This is a genomic window from Sphingomonas oligophenolica (assembly GCF_039522915.1).
GTDB classification, from domain to species: Bacteria; Pseudomonadota; Alphaproteobacteria; order Sphingomonadales; family Sphingomonadaceae; genus Sphingomonas; species Sphingomonas oligophenolica.
In genome coordinates this window covers 79,257-93,656 of record NZ_BAAAEH010000016.1, presented here as the reverse complement: position 1 = coordinate 93,656, position 14,400 = coordinate 79,257, and the positions used below count along the sequence as shown (strand labels likewise).

The window sequence follows — 14,400 nt, the reverse complement described above, 5'->3', positions numbered from 1 at the left end:
TCGGAGGTGCGGAGGGTCGCTACAATGCACGCCGCGCACGGGCTATCCACCGTACGCACGAGTGCTGCTCATAAATGGCATATTCTCAACAACTTGAGAGAGATTCTCAAAAACCGTCAGGGCACATTTTGCATCGACTTGGACGACGGATCAACCAGTTTTAGGTGTATTGTCTGGCTTGTGTATCAAGCATCCTACACGTCGGCGGTCAGGACATACGAGCGCTCTACGCTTCAGGAAAAGCGCCGTTCGATCGTGTCGATCCCTACTAGCGCGGCACGGATGCCTTCTTCTCCCTCGAGTTGGAAAAGGTGCTCTGCCTGCTCGGCAATCGCGCGCATCAAGTCATGGCGCGATTTATGAGAGGATTCCGCGATCCGCTGACGCACCCTGAAAGCTTTGGCGGCCGAAATCCGGGCCTCGCGAATAACCGCCGTGGAACGAGTTACTTCGGTACCGCCCGTCAGGTCGTCGAGCACGCGCGACAATGGCGCGCCATCGAGCCGGGCGAGAAGTCCGTCCACTATGGCTTCGTTCATGCCGACCGGTCTTTCTAGGTACAGATCGACTACAAGCTCGGGATCGGCCCCTAACTCGAGGAGCGGGATCAACGTGTCGCGATCGGGACCACTGCGTATGCCAGCTTCAATGGCCTGCTGGGTGAGCGCGACGGATTCGTTGGTCGGTAGAAGGGGCCTGACGGCGACCGCAACGCTTGGCCAACTGCGGTCACTGATGGAGGTCCTGTAGCGCTCGAGGCGGTCAAGCGCTCGCTGCCGGTATGCGTCATCGCGCTGTGCCAGACGCGCCCACGTTTCCACTTGCGACGCGTTCTTGTTCCAGTCTGGGGTGACGGGTAGGCGCTTTAGAAATACCTCTATCAGTTCATCAGGCACGAAGGGCGCCAGGACGGACATCAAAGTCCAGTCCCCAGCGACTTCTCCCAAATCGGCCATGATCCTACGCCACCACAAAGCAGAGGCCTCATTATCGATCGGGACTGCCCGTTTCAGCTGTTCTAGGATACCCCCCACCAAGACTCGTGGCGGTATCGGCACCCGCTGGATTGCAGCTCCGCCTAGGAACTCAAGCAGCAACCACAGCTCTGAGTATGTCTCCGTCAACTCAATTCGGTTCAGATAGGCAGTGATGGCAGCCTCGCTTGCGGCGGCCCCCAAATGCCCCGCCAATGTGACGCGTGTCGCTCCCACGCTGGACGCATCGTCGAACCATCGCAGGTTGTCTAAAGCTCTGCGCACCTGCGAGGCGTCAAGCTTCGGTGCAAGGTCTTCAAGCGCCGTGCAGCGGACCGAATATCCTGCCCTGACCGCTGTTTCGAATGCGCGGTCGAGCTGAGGCCCCGACAACATTGGGGTGAACGGCGCAAGCCGGTAATAGGACGAGCCCGACAGTTCCTCGATCGCGCAGTCAGCACCAAGTTCGAGGGCACGAACTGCAACGGGTCCATGGGCCCGCTCGGCAATTGCTGACAAGCCCCAGATCCGGTCGTTAACATTGGCTTCGCGCGTCATTTCCAACATTTCTTCGTCCAGCGCGGCGCGGAGTGCGATCGGGACCGCCGGCTGGATTTCTGCAAGTGCGAGTGGGCGTTCGAACCCGTCCTGCAAGCCGCGAGCAATTTGGAGGGCCTCCGCCCAGCACTGCTGCTGGGTAGATGCAGGGAGAAATCGAAATAGCGATGCCAGCGCTCCTGAGGGAATTCCGATGCTCGATATGGCGGTTTCCTTGGGATACTCCTTGTCCTGGATCCTCGCCCAGGCATAGGCGATCGCGCGCCCATCGAGATGCTTGAGCGCTTCGCGCAGATAGCGCCATGTCCCCCCTTGCGCTTGAGCAAGCCCATTCTCGGCGATCCAAAGTGCGCGTTCGTCGGTCACCACTGCGGCGACGGCGTCGATCTGCTCCAGCCAGGTCAGCATCGAGCGGTCCGTGGGGAAAAGCTCGCAGAGCTCTTCCTCCCATATGTCGCGGCGCTCGCTCGGCGGCAGCGCGCCGACCACAGCGGCGTGAGCGAGCAGCCGGCTCGCGGGATCAGCGATGGTCGGCGTGATCGCGAGTGCCTCCTCGAGGCGCGCTACGCGCTGGCCTTGGGGAAGAAACGGCAGCAGGGCGACCAACCCGCGCGCTCGAGCGTCGAGATTGGAATATGCGAGCTGTTGGACGGCTTGGTTCGGGCTTAGCAGCCCATGCTTTACACTCGCCGCTAGGAGCTGTGGCGGGATCGCCGACGCGTTGCGGACAGAATTCAGGATTATCTCGGCGGCGAGCCACCAACCCAACACTGGATCGTCGGCCGCGGCGTGTTCGACGGCGTAATCGGCTGCGGCCCGCAATTGCAGTGTGTAGCCGAGCAGGCTCCCCTCGGCATGTTCGCAGGCAAGTAGCCAGCTTGCCTTCCCTACGCGTGCCAGCATTGCGGCGGGAAGGCCCGCGTCGATCATGTGCCGCACGAAAAACCGAACCAGGTAAATCGAAGCATTATCGCTTCCGCTTGAGTTCTCTAGCGCATCGAGGGTCGCAACGCCCCAGTCGATAATCGCCTGGCAGGCGCGCTTGACGAGTGCCCCAGACCGGAAAAACTTCGTCCGCAGATGTTCGCCGAGTCGTGGGTGGGCGAGAACAAACCCACCCTCGACTCGCAGGACAAAGCGCGCGAGATCCTGAAGAGGACGCTCTAGGACAGTCGGTGGATGCCCCATCCGGTCGAGTAGCGCTTCAATGTCTCCAAGGGCGAGCGGTCCGATCGCCGAAGCAAGAAGAGCCAGTACGGACTCAAAGATCAAGGGATCACGCCCGCCCGCCGCCCAGATCGGTCGCTGGCGATCGACCCACATCCGAAAATATTCAGAAAATCCAGCAGCACGCGTACGCAAATCTACGGTGAGCTCGGCGGAGGTCATAAATGGCGAATTAGCGAGATCCTCGAGCAGATAACCGAGCAGCAGCGGATCACCTTCCGACAACCGAAACAGTTCGTCGACGATTACGCTTACAGAGCCGTCCAAGATGCCTAAACCGAGACCCCCGACGATGGCTGCCACACCGCCGCGGTCGAGGGCCGTCAGATCAACAATCTCAGCGTCTCGGTCGAGATGCCAACCCAGGCGCTCGAGCCATCGCTCGCCAGGTCGCTGATCGGGCTCACTTAGCATCGGTCTCGCAGCGACCAAGATTTTGGTGTTACGGCGATCGGGTCCGAATAGAATTTCGTTCGGCTCCCAGCCGATCGCTTCGTCAAGACCATCGATCACGATCAACAGCGGCCGCCCCTCTGCATCAAACGCATCGAGGAGATCAGCGCAGAATTCAGCATGCGTCGCCGCGATATCGGCGGTCGTCGGTGGTAGTGGACGGCCGGCAATGCGGGCGAGGTTGGCGGCCATCAGGCTATAAAATGCCTGCGCCGAGCTGGTCTCAAATCGAATGCTGATGGGAACATAAACCGTGGCGACGCGCGCGCGGACGGCTTCGCTCCAACGCAACAGGAGAGCGCTCTTGCCCATCCCGCCAGGCGCCGTCACCAACACGCGACGCATGCCGCCGGGATCTGAAAGCCAAGCGTCCAGGGTATCGAAAACTTCGTCGCGGCCACCAAAGGCGACGACTTTGCCGGGGCCGCCGAGATATTCCCTAACGAACCGCTCAAAATTTCGGCGATAGAGCGACTCGACTGTCGGGACCATAAAGTCTTGGGCGAGATTTCCTTTTGTAACCGCCAGCCGACCGCGCGCCCGCTCTTCTGCCTTGACCTTCCAATTTTGGAGAATCTCGACTGGATAGGCTGACGCGTCCTTATCGATAAGGTTTGAGCACTGCACGCATAGCCAGATGCCGTTACCAGAGCCGCTGCGCTCTTGTTGTGTGAGGGTCGGATTATAGCGCGGACCGCCCGGTGCTGCGGCGGTTATGTGCGCCGCCACACCGAGACTGATTGCCTTGGCTGGATCGAAGCCAGGACCGGAAGTAGTCTGGTCACAGCCTGGACGCGAGCAAATATCGCCGACGCGTCGCGCAAGTAGGTTTCGAACCGCAAGGGAGAAATCGTGCCTGGTTGCCACCGTCGAAGCTTCGCGAATATTCTACTTCTTGTCACGCGATTCGCATCACGACCAAAATTCGCGCTGCAGCGCAAGCGCACGTCGATCACAGAACCAGCAGCAAATTCGATTGAGAGATGGCTCTCGCACCGAGATTACATGTAAACAGTCGGCGTCAGATCTCGGTGTACCGTCGCCACCATCCGGCAACGAACACAACTAGCCATGCTAGGCAAAGCGTAGTCAGCATTGTCCCGGCGAAACCCTCAACCGGAAGGATTTTCAGTAGTCCGGTAAAGCGATGCCAGGTACGCTCCGGTAGGTTCGGGCAGAGCCGAAGACTGTGGAGCCATGTCCAGTCCGGCCAGTTCCCACTGAGCGACGCCGTCAGCTTTTTGAAGAATGTATCCCCGAGACTCTTCAGGACTAGAGCAAGCAAGGACGTTCCAGCGATAAGGGTTAACGCCAGTCCGATCACCCAGGCGATCGCGAGCATCACGCGCGCCGCTCTGTTTCCGTATTGGTTCCCGGCGCGCGCGAACGCTTCGCTCAGGCGCGGGGTCTTGCCGTCTTGGGGGAAAAGCAGGTTCACCAACGCGCGGGTTTCGGGATGGTCGTCCTTACTTGGCGACGGCGCCAGGAAATAGCGAATATGCGCGAGCAGAAAGAATGCGGACGCTTTTACGCGAATGTTGAGCGGTGAGCTCGCCGGAGCTGTACCAATACTCCAGCCTTCCTCAAATGCTGTGATGTTAGCGCCAACCGGATCGGTCGCGTCCGAGAGATTGATCCAGTCAGCGTCGGTGGGGAAGACATCACGCTGCTTATTGATCGGAACGATGCGCGGCCATAATGCCGCGAACTTGTCGAGTGGCGAGCCGTAGGTCACCAGTCCGCCGAATTTGGCGAACAACGCACGCCGTGAAATTCGGTCATTTTTGTCGAGCCATACCGGCCTCCGCGGCATCATTCGCCCGAGGTCGGGCTCGGGATCACCCGCATCTGGCGTCTCTGAAGTCCAAAGCGTTACCTTCTTTGGATCTCTGTTGTCAGCTTGGTCTTGCTTCAACCGCTCGACCTGCGCCGGATCCAGATAATTAGGTAGGTTCCATTCGGTTTCCTGCACGCCGTTAAAGGCCAGCACACTGCCCAGGCTGTGACCTAAAATATACCAGCGATTGTAGTCGCGTTCGGCCATGGCGACCATCTGGCTCACCATTCGGCGGCGGATGGTTGCCCGCCACGGCTGACCGATATCGGTGATGTTGCCACCTCCTTTGCCCGGGCCTTGCGTGTAAATGCGCACATCACCGATATAACTGGTGAGAATAGCTGGCGAACCCGCGACGGGCGACAGCCATGAGAACGCGCGCTTGACCGCCTCCCAGGAAAAGAGGGTGAGGAGCGCGAGAAAACCCGACAGGAACAGCATCGCTCGCGCAAACGGCCGCGGCTTTGCAGAGGGTATTTTATCTTTGACGTCGCAGTATTTGGTGGGAGGCTCCATGAATAGGTCGGTGTTGCTCGGATTTTCTTTGAAGTGCGACTTCCAGATTACCTGTGCCCCCCATTGACCGAGACCCCAGAGCCAGAAGCGGATTTGCTCACCCAGGGTTGCCGGCGCTCCGAGGTCAGCCCACCACACCTCGTGGAGGTGAACATAGATTGTGCTGTTGCTGCCTTTGGTCGCGCAGGCGATCATGAAGGGGCTGCCGTCGAGATCAACGCGAGGACAGTTCATCGGCATGCTTTCGGGGGTGCTGGCCCGGTCAATCAGTGAGAAACGCGCTCCCGCGCCCCTGGCCTCAAGCCCGGCGAGAATAGAGCGCGCGAGTTGCCGCGTCGTCTCAAACCGCTTTTGCTCACCGATCCCGTGCACGACCAGCAGTCCAAGATGCTTATCCATTGCGCCCCTGACCACTTCGGAATTACGCAAAGAGCGATTACGATGGACGCTCGGGACCGCAAGACTAGGCCTGACTGATGCAAAGACAAGGCTAACCTGACCCTTTGTGCTCAAAGGCATCTGGAATCGCGTCTTCTCACTTCCTCCGCGCTGAGTGAATTTCAATGCGACACGATCTGTCGCCCTTCTGGTCCAAATTGTCCGCAGCGATAAACACGAGTCGCAGCAACGATGGAGAACGCAATGAGCAAGGGTCGAGGCGGCGGCTTCCGCAGCGCGATCAGTGGGCGGTACGTCACCGCCAAACACGGCAAGGCCAGCCCAAACACGACGCTGCGCGAGAGCGCGGGGCCGAGCGGCGGCTCGGGTAGCCACTACAGAAGTGCCATCTCGGGGCGGTACGTGACCACCGCGCACGGGAAGGCCAGCCCCAACACCACCGTCAAGGAGAACTAGCAATGGCCAAGCGCTATGTCCGCGCCAGCGGCAAGAACTCGCAAGGTGATATCACCCGTCTTTGTAACGCGGGGGAAAGTTGGTCGCCCCGCAGCAAGGCTGATGCGATCAGCGACATCGAAACCAACACCCATGAGTATTGGGTCAACTGGACGCATTACCCGGAAACAAAAATTCGGGTAGTGAACGGTCCGACGGGGAAATACCTCCGGACCGATCGCGATACTACGACGCGCAACAACCTGGACGATCTGCCGGATTGCTGAAGTCGGGCCCTGGGGCCGGAGCCTCGCTCCGGCCCTTTGTGGTTCAAGGCATCGAGGGGAAGTCCGAGCGCCTATGATTTTTGATCATTTCTGCGAGTTGTGGGGGAGATAGTACCTCTACCGCGTCACCCCACATATAGAGATGCCAACACATTTCCAGCAGGCCTGCCGCGCGGAATCGCACGATCAGAGAACCGTCCGCGCCTTGCTCGGTCGTCTGAGTGGGATGGAATAGGAACCCCTCTGCCCGAGTGACCGCTTTCGGCGCGAAGCGCCACACGACGTCGTGAACTCCGCTTTCCTGCTGATAGGAGCCGAAGCAGCGTTCGGCATGCTCATCCAGATCAAACCCTTCCTTCTTTACAAACGACTTGGATAGAACGGTCGCATCCTCGATCGCGTCCACGCGGAAGTGCTGCAATCCGCCGCCGATCTTTCCAAGGTCGACGGCGACGAGGTAGCGGCGCGCACCGAGCAGAAGGCCATGTGGCGCGAGCACGCGATCACGGGCGGCGGAATCTTTCCAACCACGGTATCGGACTTGCAGGAGGGAGGAGCCCTTAAGCGCGGTCGAAATCGCCACGTCGACGTTCTCTCGCCCCACCTGCCTGGGACCCGGTCGCGCAGCGTGGCCGAGTGCCAAGAGAAGGGCTTCTTCGTCAGCCTCGATGCGGCGGCTGCGATCGCCGGGGATTAGTGCAAGGATTTTTGCGTGCAGGCAGCGAAGCGCTTCGACCTGATCTATGCCGGCACCCTTGCCGAGTATCTCCTCCGCCAAAGTAAGAGCGGCTAGTTCCTCGGCCGTTGGGGTCAGCAGTGGTGCGACCGCCTTGTACGGCAGCTTCCATCTTGCCTTACCGGTTTCCTCGTCTTTGACCTTCTCAAGTTCCGGAAACCGCTCGCCAAGTGCAGTAATGACGCGCTGAGCGGTTCGATAATCCCGTTCGAGGATTTCCTCGATCTCGGCGAGACTGACGCCCCGCATCGAGGCGGCGCGAGCCGCTATCGTCAGCAGATCAATCGCGTTACGATAGGAAATGTGAGCCTCCACCCGGATATGACAGCTTTTGTCGTCTACGGTGATCATGATCATTTGGCATGATGAGTCGAGCGGATCATGATCCGCATTGGGAGTGACGGGAATGCTGAGGCACCAAGGACGGACGATCTTTTCGGCGAGCGACCTCGTCAACTTCATGGGATGCGCCCACGCCACTGTGCAAGACGTACGGAACTTGGTCAGTCCCGCCAGCTTTCCGCCCGACGACGAGAGCGCGGTCCTTCTCCAGCAGAAGGGCATCGAGCATGAGCAGGCTTATCTACAACGACTCCGGGACGAGGGCCGCTCGGTCGTGGAGATTTCTTCAGATGGCACGCTGGAGGATCGAGCCGGTGCAACCCGTCGCGCTATGCAGGGTGGACACGATGTAATTTACCAGGGCGCGTTCCTGGTGGGGCGGTGGCACGGCTATTCCGATTTCCTTTTGAAGCGAGACGGCGTGACCTCACTGCTCGGCAATTTCGCCTACGACGTGGCAGATACGAAGCTCGCCCGATCAGCCAAACCAAAGCACGTTCTCCAGCTGTGCGTTTACGCTGACATGTTGGCTGACGTGCAAGGCGTTGCGCCGCCATCGATGCATGTCGTGCTCGGCACTGGCGAAATCGCGACACTTCGCACTTCTTCCGTGCTCCACTATTTCTCGATCGCGCGACAACGTTACGAAGCGTTCGTGGAGAGCCTGCCCGCGACTTCGGCCGGAGATCCTTGCGGCCATTGCACCTTTTGCCGTTGGTCAGAACGGTGCAACGACGAGTGGGAGGCCGCCGACCATCTCTCGATCGTTGCCGGCATGGGCCGCAGCCAGACCGCCGCGCTCCGCCAGGCCGGTATCGACGACATCACCGCCCTGGCGACGGTGCCCGCCGGCACGAAAATCGCGGGTATCCAACCGGCAACAGTCGCCAAGCTCTCGGCACAGGCACGCCTGCAAGCCCATCAGCGGCGGACGGGCGAAAAGCGCGTCGAACTTCTCCCGGCGACACAGGGTCGTGGGTTTGCTCGGCTGCCTCGCCCGGACGACGGCGACATGTTCTTCGACATGGAGGGAGACCCTTTGTACGACGGCGGCCTGGAATATCTGTTCGGTCTCGTCGCCATGGATGGGGGAGAAGATCGCTTTCACGCCTTCTGGGCGCACGACAGGGCTGCCGAGAAGGTGGCGTTCGAGCAGACGGTCGACTTCATGACCGCGCGTCTCGCGCGCCGCCCAAGCGCACACATCTACCATTACGCGTCCTACGAGCAGACGGCTCTGAAGAAGCTGGCGATGTATCACGGCACGCGCGAGCGCGAGGTCGACGATCTGCTACGCGGGGATCGTCTGGTCGACCTCTACAAGGTTGTCGCGGAGGCGATCCGGACGTCGGAACCGCGATATTCCATCAAGAACATGGAAGCCTTCTATTTGCCCGGCGGCCGTCGCGGAGAGGTCAAGACCGCCGGCGACAGCATCGTAATCTACGAGCGCTGGCGCCGTCTCGGCGGTGAACAGCTTTTGCGGGAGATTGCCGACTATAATGAGATCGACTGCCGCTCGACACGCATGTGCCGGGACTGGCTGCTGTCTCTGCGTCCGGCGAAAACTGAGTGGTTCACCGGCAGGGCTTTGAAGCCCGCCGATCCGGTCAAGGTGGCGGCGCGTGAAGAGGCGGACGAGCGCACCCGCCGGTTGGCCGAAGCTCTGATCGCTGGCGATGACGCTCCTTGGCGACATCTGCTGGTTGATCTGCTCGAATTCCATCGTCGTGAGGCCAAGCCCACATGGTGGGCGATGTTTACACGGCAGGATATGGACGCCGAGGCACTGCTGGACGACGCGGAGAGCATCGCCAACCTTCAGCCCCATCCGACCCGCCTGCCATGGAAAGACAAGAGGTCCATGGTTCACGCCTTCACCTTTCCCGCGCAGGATTTCAAAATGCGGGTCGGCGACGAGCCGGTGCGGTCCGGAACGTTGGAGCCCGCTGGCGAGATCGTCTCGCTCGATGAGGAAGAGCGCGTCGTCGAGTTGAAAGTCGGGCCAAGCCGCTCGCCGATCGAGGCCGGTTGCGCACTGATTCCCGAGGGGCCACTTGGTGACAAGGTGCTCCGCGCGGCCGTTCACCGCTATGCCGAGGACGTTGCGGGGGGCGGCAACAGGTACTCCGCGGTCACCGCGATGATGTGCCGCGACCGACCGCGCCTCGAAGGCAGAGAGCTGGGCCAAGCTATCGTCCCCGAAGGTATCGATGTGACCGAGGGCGTGTTAGATGCCCTCCGAGCGCTCGACTGCAGCTATCTCCTCATCCAGGGCCCGCCGGGCGCGGGTAAGACTTATACCTCGTCGCAGGCGATCGTCGCGCTCCTGGCGGACGGTCAGCGCGTCGGCGTCGCCTCCAATTCGCACAAGGCGATCAACAATCTGCTCAAGGAAGTGGAGATCATGGCCAAGGCGCAGGGACTGTCGTGCCACGGCATGAAGAAGTCCACGCGGGAAGACCAAATGCTTGGCACCGGTAACTGGATCGTCGACGTCGTGGGTGGGAGTGGCAGCGGCGTGGCACCACACCACCAACTCGTTGCCGGCACGGCCTGGCTCTTCGCCCGTGAGGACCTAGACCAAACGCTCGACTATCTTTTTATCGATGAGGCGGGACAGGTCAGTCTCGCCAACGTCGTGGCGATGGGAACCTCCGCCAGGAACGTCGTACTGGTAGGCGACCAGATGCAGCTATCACAGCCGATCAAGGGAACGCATCCGGGCGATAGCGGGCGGTCCGCGCTCGATCATCTGCTGGAGGGGCATTCCACAGTCCCGCCGGATCAAGGCATCTTCCTTCCAACCACTCGTCGGATGCACCCGGACCTGTGCCGCTTCATCTCTGAAGCTGTGTACGACCGGCGGCTTGAGGCCGAACCGACAACCGGGCGGCAGCGCATCGAGGTGGACGTAGCCGAAGACCCCGAGGCGCTCGCACCCGCTGGCCTTCGTTTCGTGGACGTGGACCATTCGGGATGTACCCAGCGTTCGCAGGAGGAAGCCGAGCGCCTTGCTAGGACCTATTGCGCGCTGATCGGGTCCCATTGGACCGACCGGTACGGTGACCGCCACTGGATCGGGACGGAGGAGATCCTCGTCGTCTCGCCATACAACATGCAGGTTGAGATGTTGAAACGCTTACTCCCTGAGGGCGCGCGTGTCGGCACCGTGGACAAATTTCAGGGTCAGGAGGCGCCGGTCGTGCTGGTTTCCATGGCGACGTCGTCGGGAGAGGATTTGCCGCGCAACATTGAGTTTCTCTACAGCCGCAATCGTCTGAATGTCGCTATCAGCCGAGCCCGATGCCTCGCCGTGATCTATGCGAACCCGCGGCTCCTCGAAATTCCCTGCTCGACGATCGCGCAGATGGAGCTTGTCGACGGCTTGTGTTGGGCGAAGCAGTTCGCCGAAAATCAACGGATCGGGGCACTTCTATGACGCTGTAGGCGTAAGCGGATATTGATAAGCATCGCGATTAATCGGATGCCGCCCGTCGGGAGCATGAAGGCGCCGCGCCGAGCAATTATGAATTCGCGCGAAGCCGCTATTGATCGGTCGGTACAAGGCGCGTTGTGCAGGCGCGCTAGGATGTGGGGACTCCAATATCTAGCAGCGGGGAAGGGGCGTGCTCAATATTTAGCGCCGGCCAAAAAGCTGGATTGATAATATAGCTGAGGGAGGGGTCGCGGGTGGCTCTCACTTTTATGATCTTTGGATCGTAATTTACATTGTAGATAAAATAATCCGACCCATTTGAGCGAATGCCAAGTACGCCGTAGTACAGCAAGAAATCGATGACAGTAGTGTGCTGACCTTCTTCGATACCCGCCTTTTTTAAGATTCCGTCGATTTCAGGCCGGGACAGCGTGCTTTTGGAGTCGAGAAAATAATAAAGTAGCTCACTCGCTTCGGGATGAACATCGCTTAACTCACGATCCAATTCCTGCAGAAGATCTTCAGAGTAAGCCTTTATGCCCTTGGTTATATCGTCGTGTTCGATCTTTTCGTGTCGAAAATTGGTGGCGAACCCCTTGCAGTGACTGAAAATCTTCAGGAGGTTTCGTGGCCGCATGAGAGATCGCTCTATCATGTAGGAGGATGTCTCCTCTCCTTGATAGTGCGGGACGCAAATCTGTCTCCAGAACCTGTCAAATGGCACGTCTGGGGTCGACTCCAAGGCCGAGACCAATCGCAGTCGGAGCATTTCTCTCAGGAGATCTGGGTCAGACCAGTCGAGCGTCGCCCTCAGCTCTTTTCCGTAGTCAGTGCTGTGCCGCATCAAGTGATCGTAAACGTCATTCCGAACGAACACGATGCAATGAAATGAGTGATCAGCTTTTCGCATTTCTCGTTCAAGCCTGCGGCCTGCGTCAACAAGGCACCTGAGAACAATGGCATCAAGCACATCAAAACCCTGAGTGCTCCAGCCACGATCGAGGTTGTCGAACAGTACCCACACTGATTCTTTGTGGTCCAGATAGTCAGAAATGCGCTTCCGGAGATCGCGAAGGTCGTGAGAATACAGCAATTCTGTGACTTGGGCCGCGCTGAGACGCTGGCCATCCTCTTGGCTAAAGCGAGCGCGATATTCGTTTATGATCTTTTCGGAAAGTTTAGACAACCGTTCCGCAAAATCCCCTTCGACCGAAAAGTCTGGTGTGCGATATGATCGCTCCAAGTCCACATAAAGCTGATAAAGGCTATGATTATGTCGGTATGTGTTATGGTCTTTCTCAAGTAGTTTATAAGCAACTTCGAGAAGAATAAGGTATTCCCAGAAGGCTGTAATAAGGTGCTCTCTCGCCCCTTCTGTTAAATGAACAAGAATGTCCTCTTTGAGTTTGATCAGCTGGTAGCCTTCTGGCTTTAGATCAACGACTATGTTGCGCTTGTCGGATCGGGTTTTGTTTCGGACGCTAATCCAAAGTGCGGTTTTGCCGGACCCCTTCCGTCCAACTACCAAGTTAACTTCACCCCCGAGCGCGCGCTCGTATTCATGCGTCCGCAGATAATAGCGACCGAGCGTCGGCATCTCATTCTCGGCACGAGGGTCGCCGACGTCTAGCGCTTGGAGCTTTGTCTGAAACTCGATAGCGCTCGGGTCGGCTTGCGAGCTGTACTCCACAATTTCCGGGCAAAAATCGGCTACGGCATCAACGATATCTTCCTCTCTCTTGTAAGCCCTAATTGTATCTCTCACATCAAGCGGGGCGATGTAGGCTGAAGGGGCAATCAGGAGGCGAGGCTTTGCCATTCCGTCGGCGAGTCCGGCGACAAACATGCCTCGAATATTTTGCAGCTTAGACCCGTCGATGGAATCATCCTGCAGCGGAATGGCTACCCCAGATGACTCGGCGACCTGCCGCACGGCTTCCGTCGCGGAAAGTCGGAGATCCTCGTCGGGGTTAAACGTGCGGTGGTAACTGTATCCCGCCTTTTTTAACCTTGAAAGCAAAAGCTTGACCGCTTGGTTACGCGTGGGTGGTTCTACAATATAAATTAGCGCTTTTCTGTTGAGCGGGAAGGCAACTGAAAGCGGCGTGAGATCGATATGGGCTGAAAGGCGGGCCTGTAAGTCCTCAAGGGTCGAATACTCATGATAACCCAGCGTGTCGAAGATTCCGGCCGTGTTTGCTAACGCCTTGTCCCCGATAGTACCTGAATGTCGGATCAGAAACACGCGTTTGGAGCGCCCGATGGCGAAGCCAATCTCGTAAATGACGTTCAAATTCAGATAAGTAATATCCGCCACCACGAAGGCAGATTCGTCTATTTTTTCCAGAATGGGTGATATGAGCGGCGTCCCTGGAACATCATTGAATTCCCAAGGTTCGAATTGCACAGGTAGGGGCTTAGCATTTGCCCGACGAACCGCCTCAAAAACTATATCGCTGACGACGCGATCACCGGAGGAATAAGCGACAAAAGCAATTTCGCGCGAGTTTATCGACATAGGACCCTAACCGCAATTTGGTAGGGAAGTATCGGCGCGTCACTCGTGGCGGTCAATGGGATCGCATTCCGCGATGCGTGAAATTCTGGGGCGGGGTTGGTGTTTGGTGGCGTCCCACCCTGGCGGGTGGCCGCGCTCTATTCCGCTTCGCTCCACCGGGCCACCTTCGGCGTCTCGTCCCTTCGGGCGACGATCGCTGACGTGGGCCGGCCGATGGCCGGCAAAGCGGAACGCGACGGCGAGTGAGCGCGCACTGGCGGACTTCTGCGAAGCCGCCGGGGGTCGCAGCGCCTTCGTTTTTCGCGTGGCACGCTCGATCCGGCCGGAGGGCGCGGCGACGGCTGGCCCCCAGGCCCGAGCGCACGTCGCCGCGCCGGCCAGCCGGATTCGAGGGTGCTTCTCTGTGGGCTCCGCTGGAGCCGGGCAGCGCGTGCGCTGCGAAGGGTAGCGGACATCGCGCGGACGCGATGGCGTTGGCCTCCGGCGTCTGAATAGCGGGGTGGGCGTCGCTGCCCTCTAGTCCCGCCGCGGCGGGTCGCAACCTGGCCCTTGGCCAGGTCCTCCTCTTCGTTCCGGTCCTTCGGATGCAGCCCGCCGCTCAAGCGTGACTGCCGGTCCGCTCCTGCCGCCCACCCCGCCATTCCGGCGCCGGTTGCGGTGGTTTTGAAGGAGCAGAGAA

Annotated in this window: 7 protein-coding genes; 3 read left to right on the top strand and 4 right to left on the bottom strand. The window is 59.3% G+C overall.

Annotation, left to right across the window (positions count from 1 at the left end; translation table 11 throughout):
• Positions 1-233 precede the first annotated feature (233 nt).
• Together ABD050_RS09475 and ABD050_RS09470 are read right to left on the bottom strand one after the other, a co-directional pair.
• On the bottom strand, positions 234-3,941 hold the full coding sequence (locus ABD050_RS09475; protein WP_343889047.1) for an AAA family ATPase: 3,708 nt from the start codon (positions 3,939-3,941) through the stop codon (positions 234-236).
• A gap of 292 nt (positions 3,942-4,233) precedes the next feature.
• Positions 4,234-5,964: a hypothetical protein gene (locus ABD050_RS09470; RefSeq protein ID WP_343889046.1), complete on the bottom strand. Its 1,731-nt coding sequence runs from the start codon at positions 5,962-5,964 to the stop codon at positions 4,234-4,236.
• Between the two features lie 243 nt (positions 5,965-6,207).
• On the opposite strand from ABD050_RS09470, the gene ABD050_RS09465 reads away from it, so the two are divergent.
• Together ABD050_RS09465 and ABD050_RS09460 are read left to right on the top strand one after the other, a co-directional pair.
• Positions 6,208-6,420, top strand: a complete 213-nt coding sequence (locus tag ABD050_RS09465) for a hypothetical protein (protein ID WP_343889045.1) — start codon at positions 6,208-6,210, stop codon at positions 6,418-6,420.
• Between the two features lie 2 nt (positions 6,421-6,422).
• On the top strand, positions 6,423-6,686 hold the full coding sequence (locus ABD050_RS09460) for a DUF3892 domain-containing protein (RefSeq protein WP_343889044.1): 264 nt from the start codon (positions 6,423-6,425) through the stop codon (positions 6,684-6,686).
• 43 nt (positions 6,687-6,729) lie between these two features.
• Here the strand turns inward: ABD050_RS09460 and ABD050_RS09455 are convergent, their stop codons facing one another.
• Positions 6,730-7,779, bottom strand: a complete 1,050-nt coding sequence (locus ABD050_RS09455; protein ID WP_343889043.1) for a helix-turn-helix transcriptional regulator — start codon at positions 7,777-7,779, stop codon at positions 6,730-6,732.
• A gap of 49 nt (positions 7,780-7,828) precedes the next feature.
• Between ABD050_RS09455 and ABD050_RS09450 the strand changes: the two genes are divergently transcribed.
• Positions 7,829-11,206, top strand: coding sequence for a TM0106 family RecB-like putative nuclease (locus tag ABD050_RS09450; RefSeq protein WP_343889139.1), 3,378 nt, complete (start codon positions 7,829-7,831; stop codon positions 11,204-11,206).
• A 145-nt stretch (positions 11,207-11,351) separates the two neighbouring features.
• Here the strand turns inward: ABD050_RS09450 and ABD050_RS09445 are convergent, their stop codons facing one another.
• Positions 11,352-13,721 carry a P-loop ATPase, Sll1717 family gene (locus tag ABD050_RS09445; protein ID WP_343889042.1) on the bottom strand — a complete coding sequence of 790 codons (2,370 nt, stop codon included), beginning with the start codon at positions 13,719-13,721 and terminating at the stop codon, positions 11,352-11,354.
• Positions 13,722-14,400 lie beyond the last annotated feature (679 nt).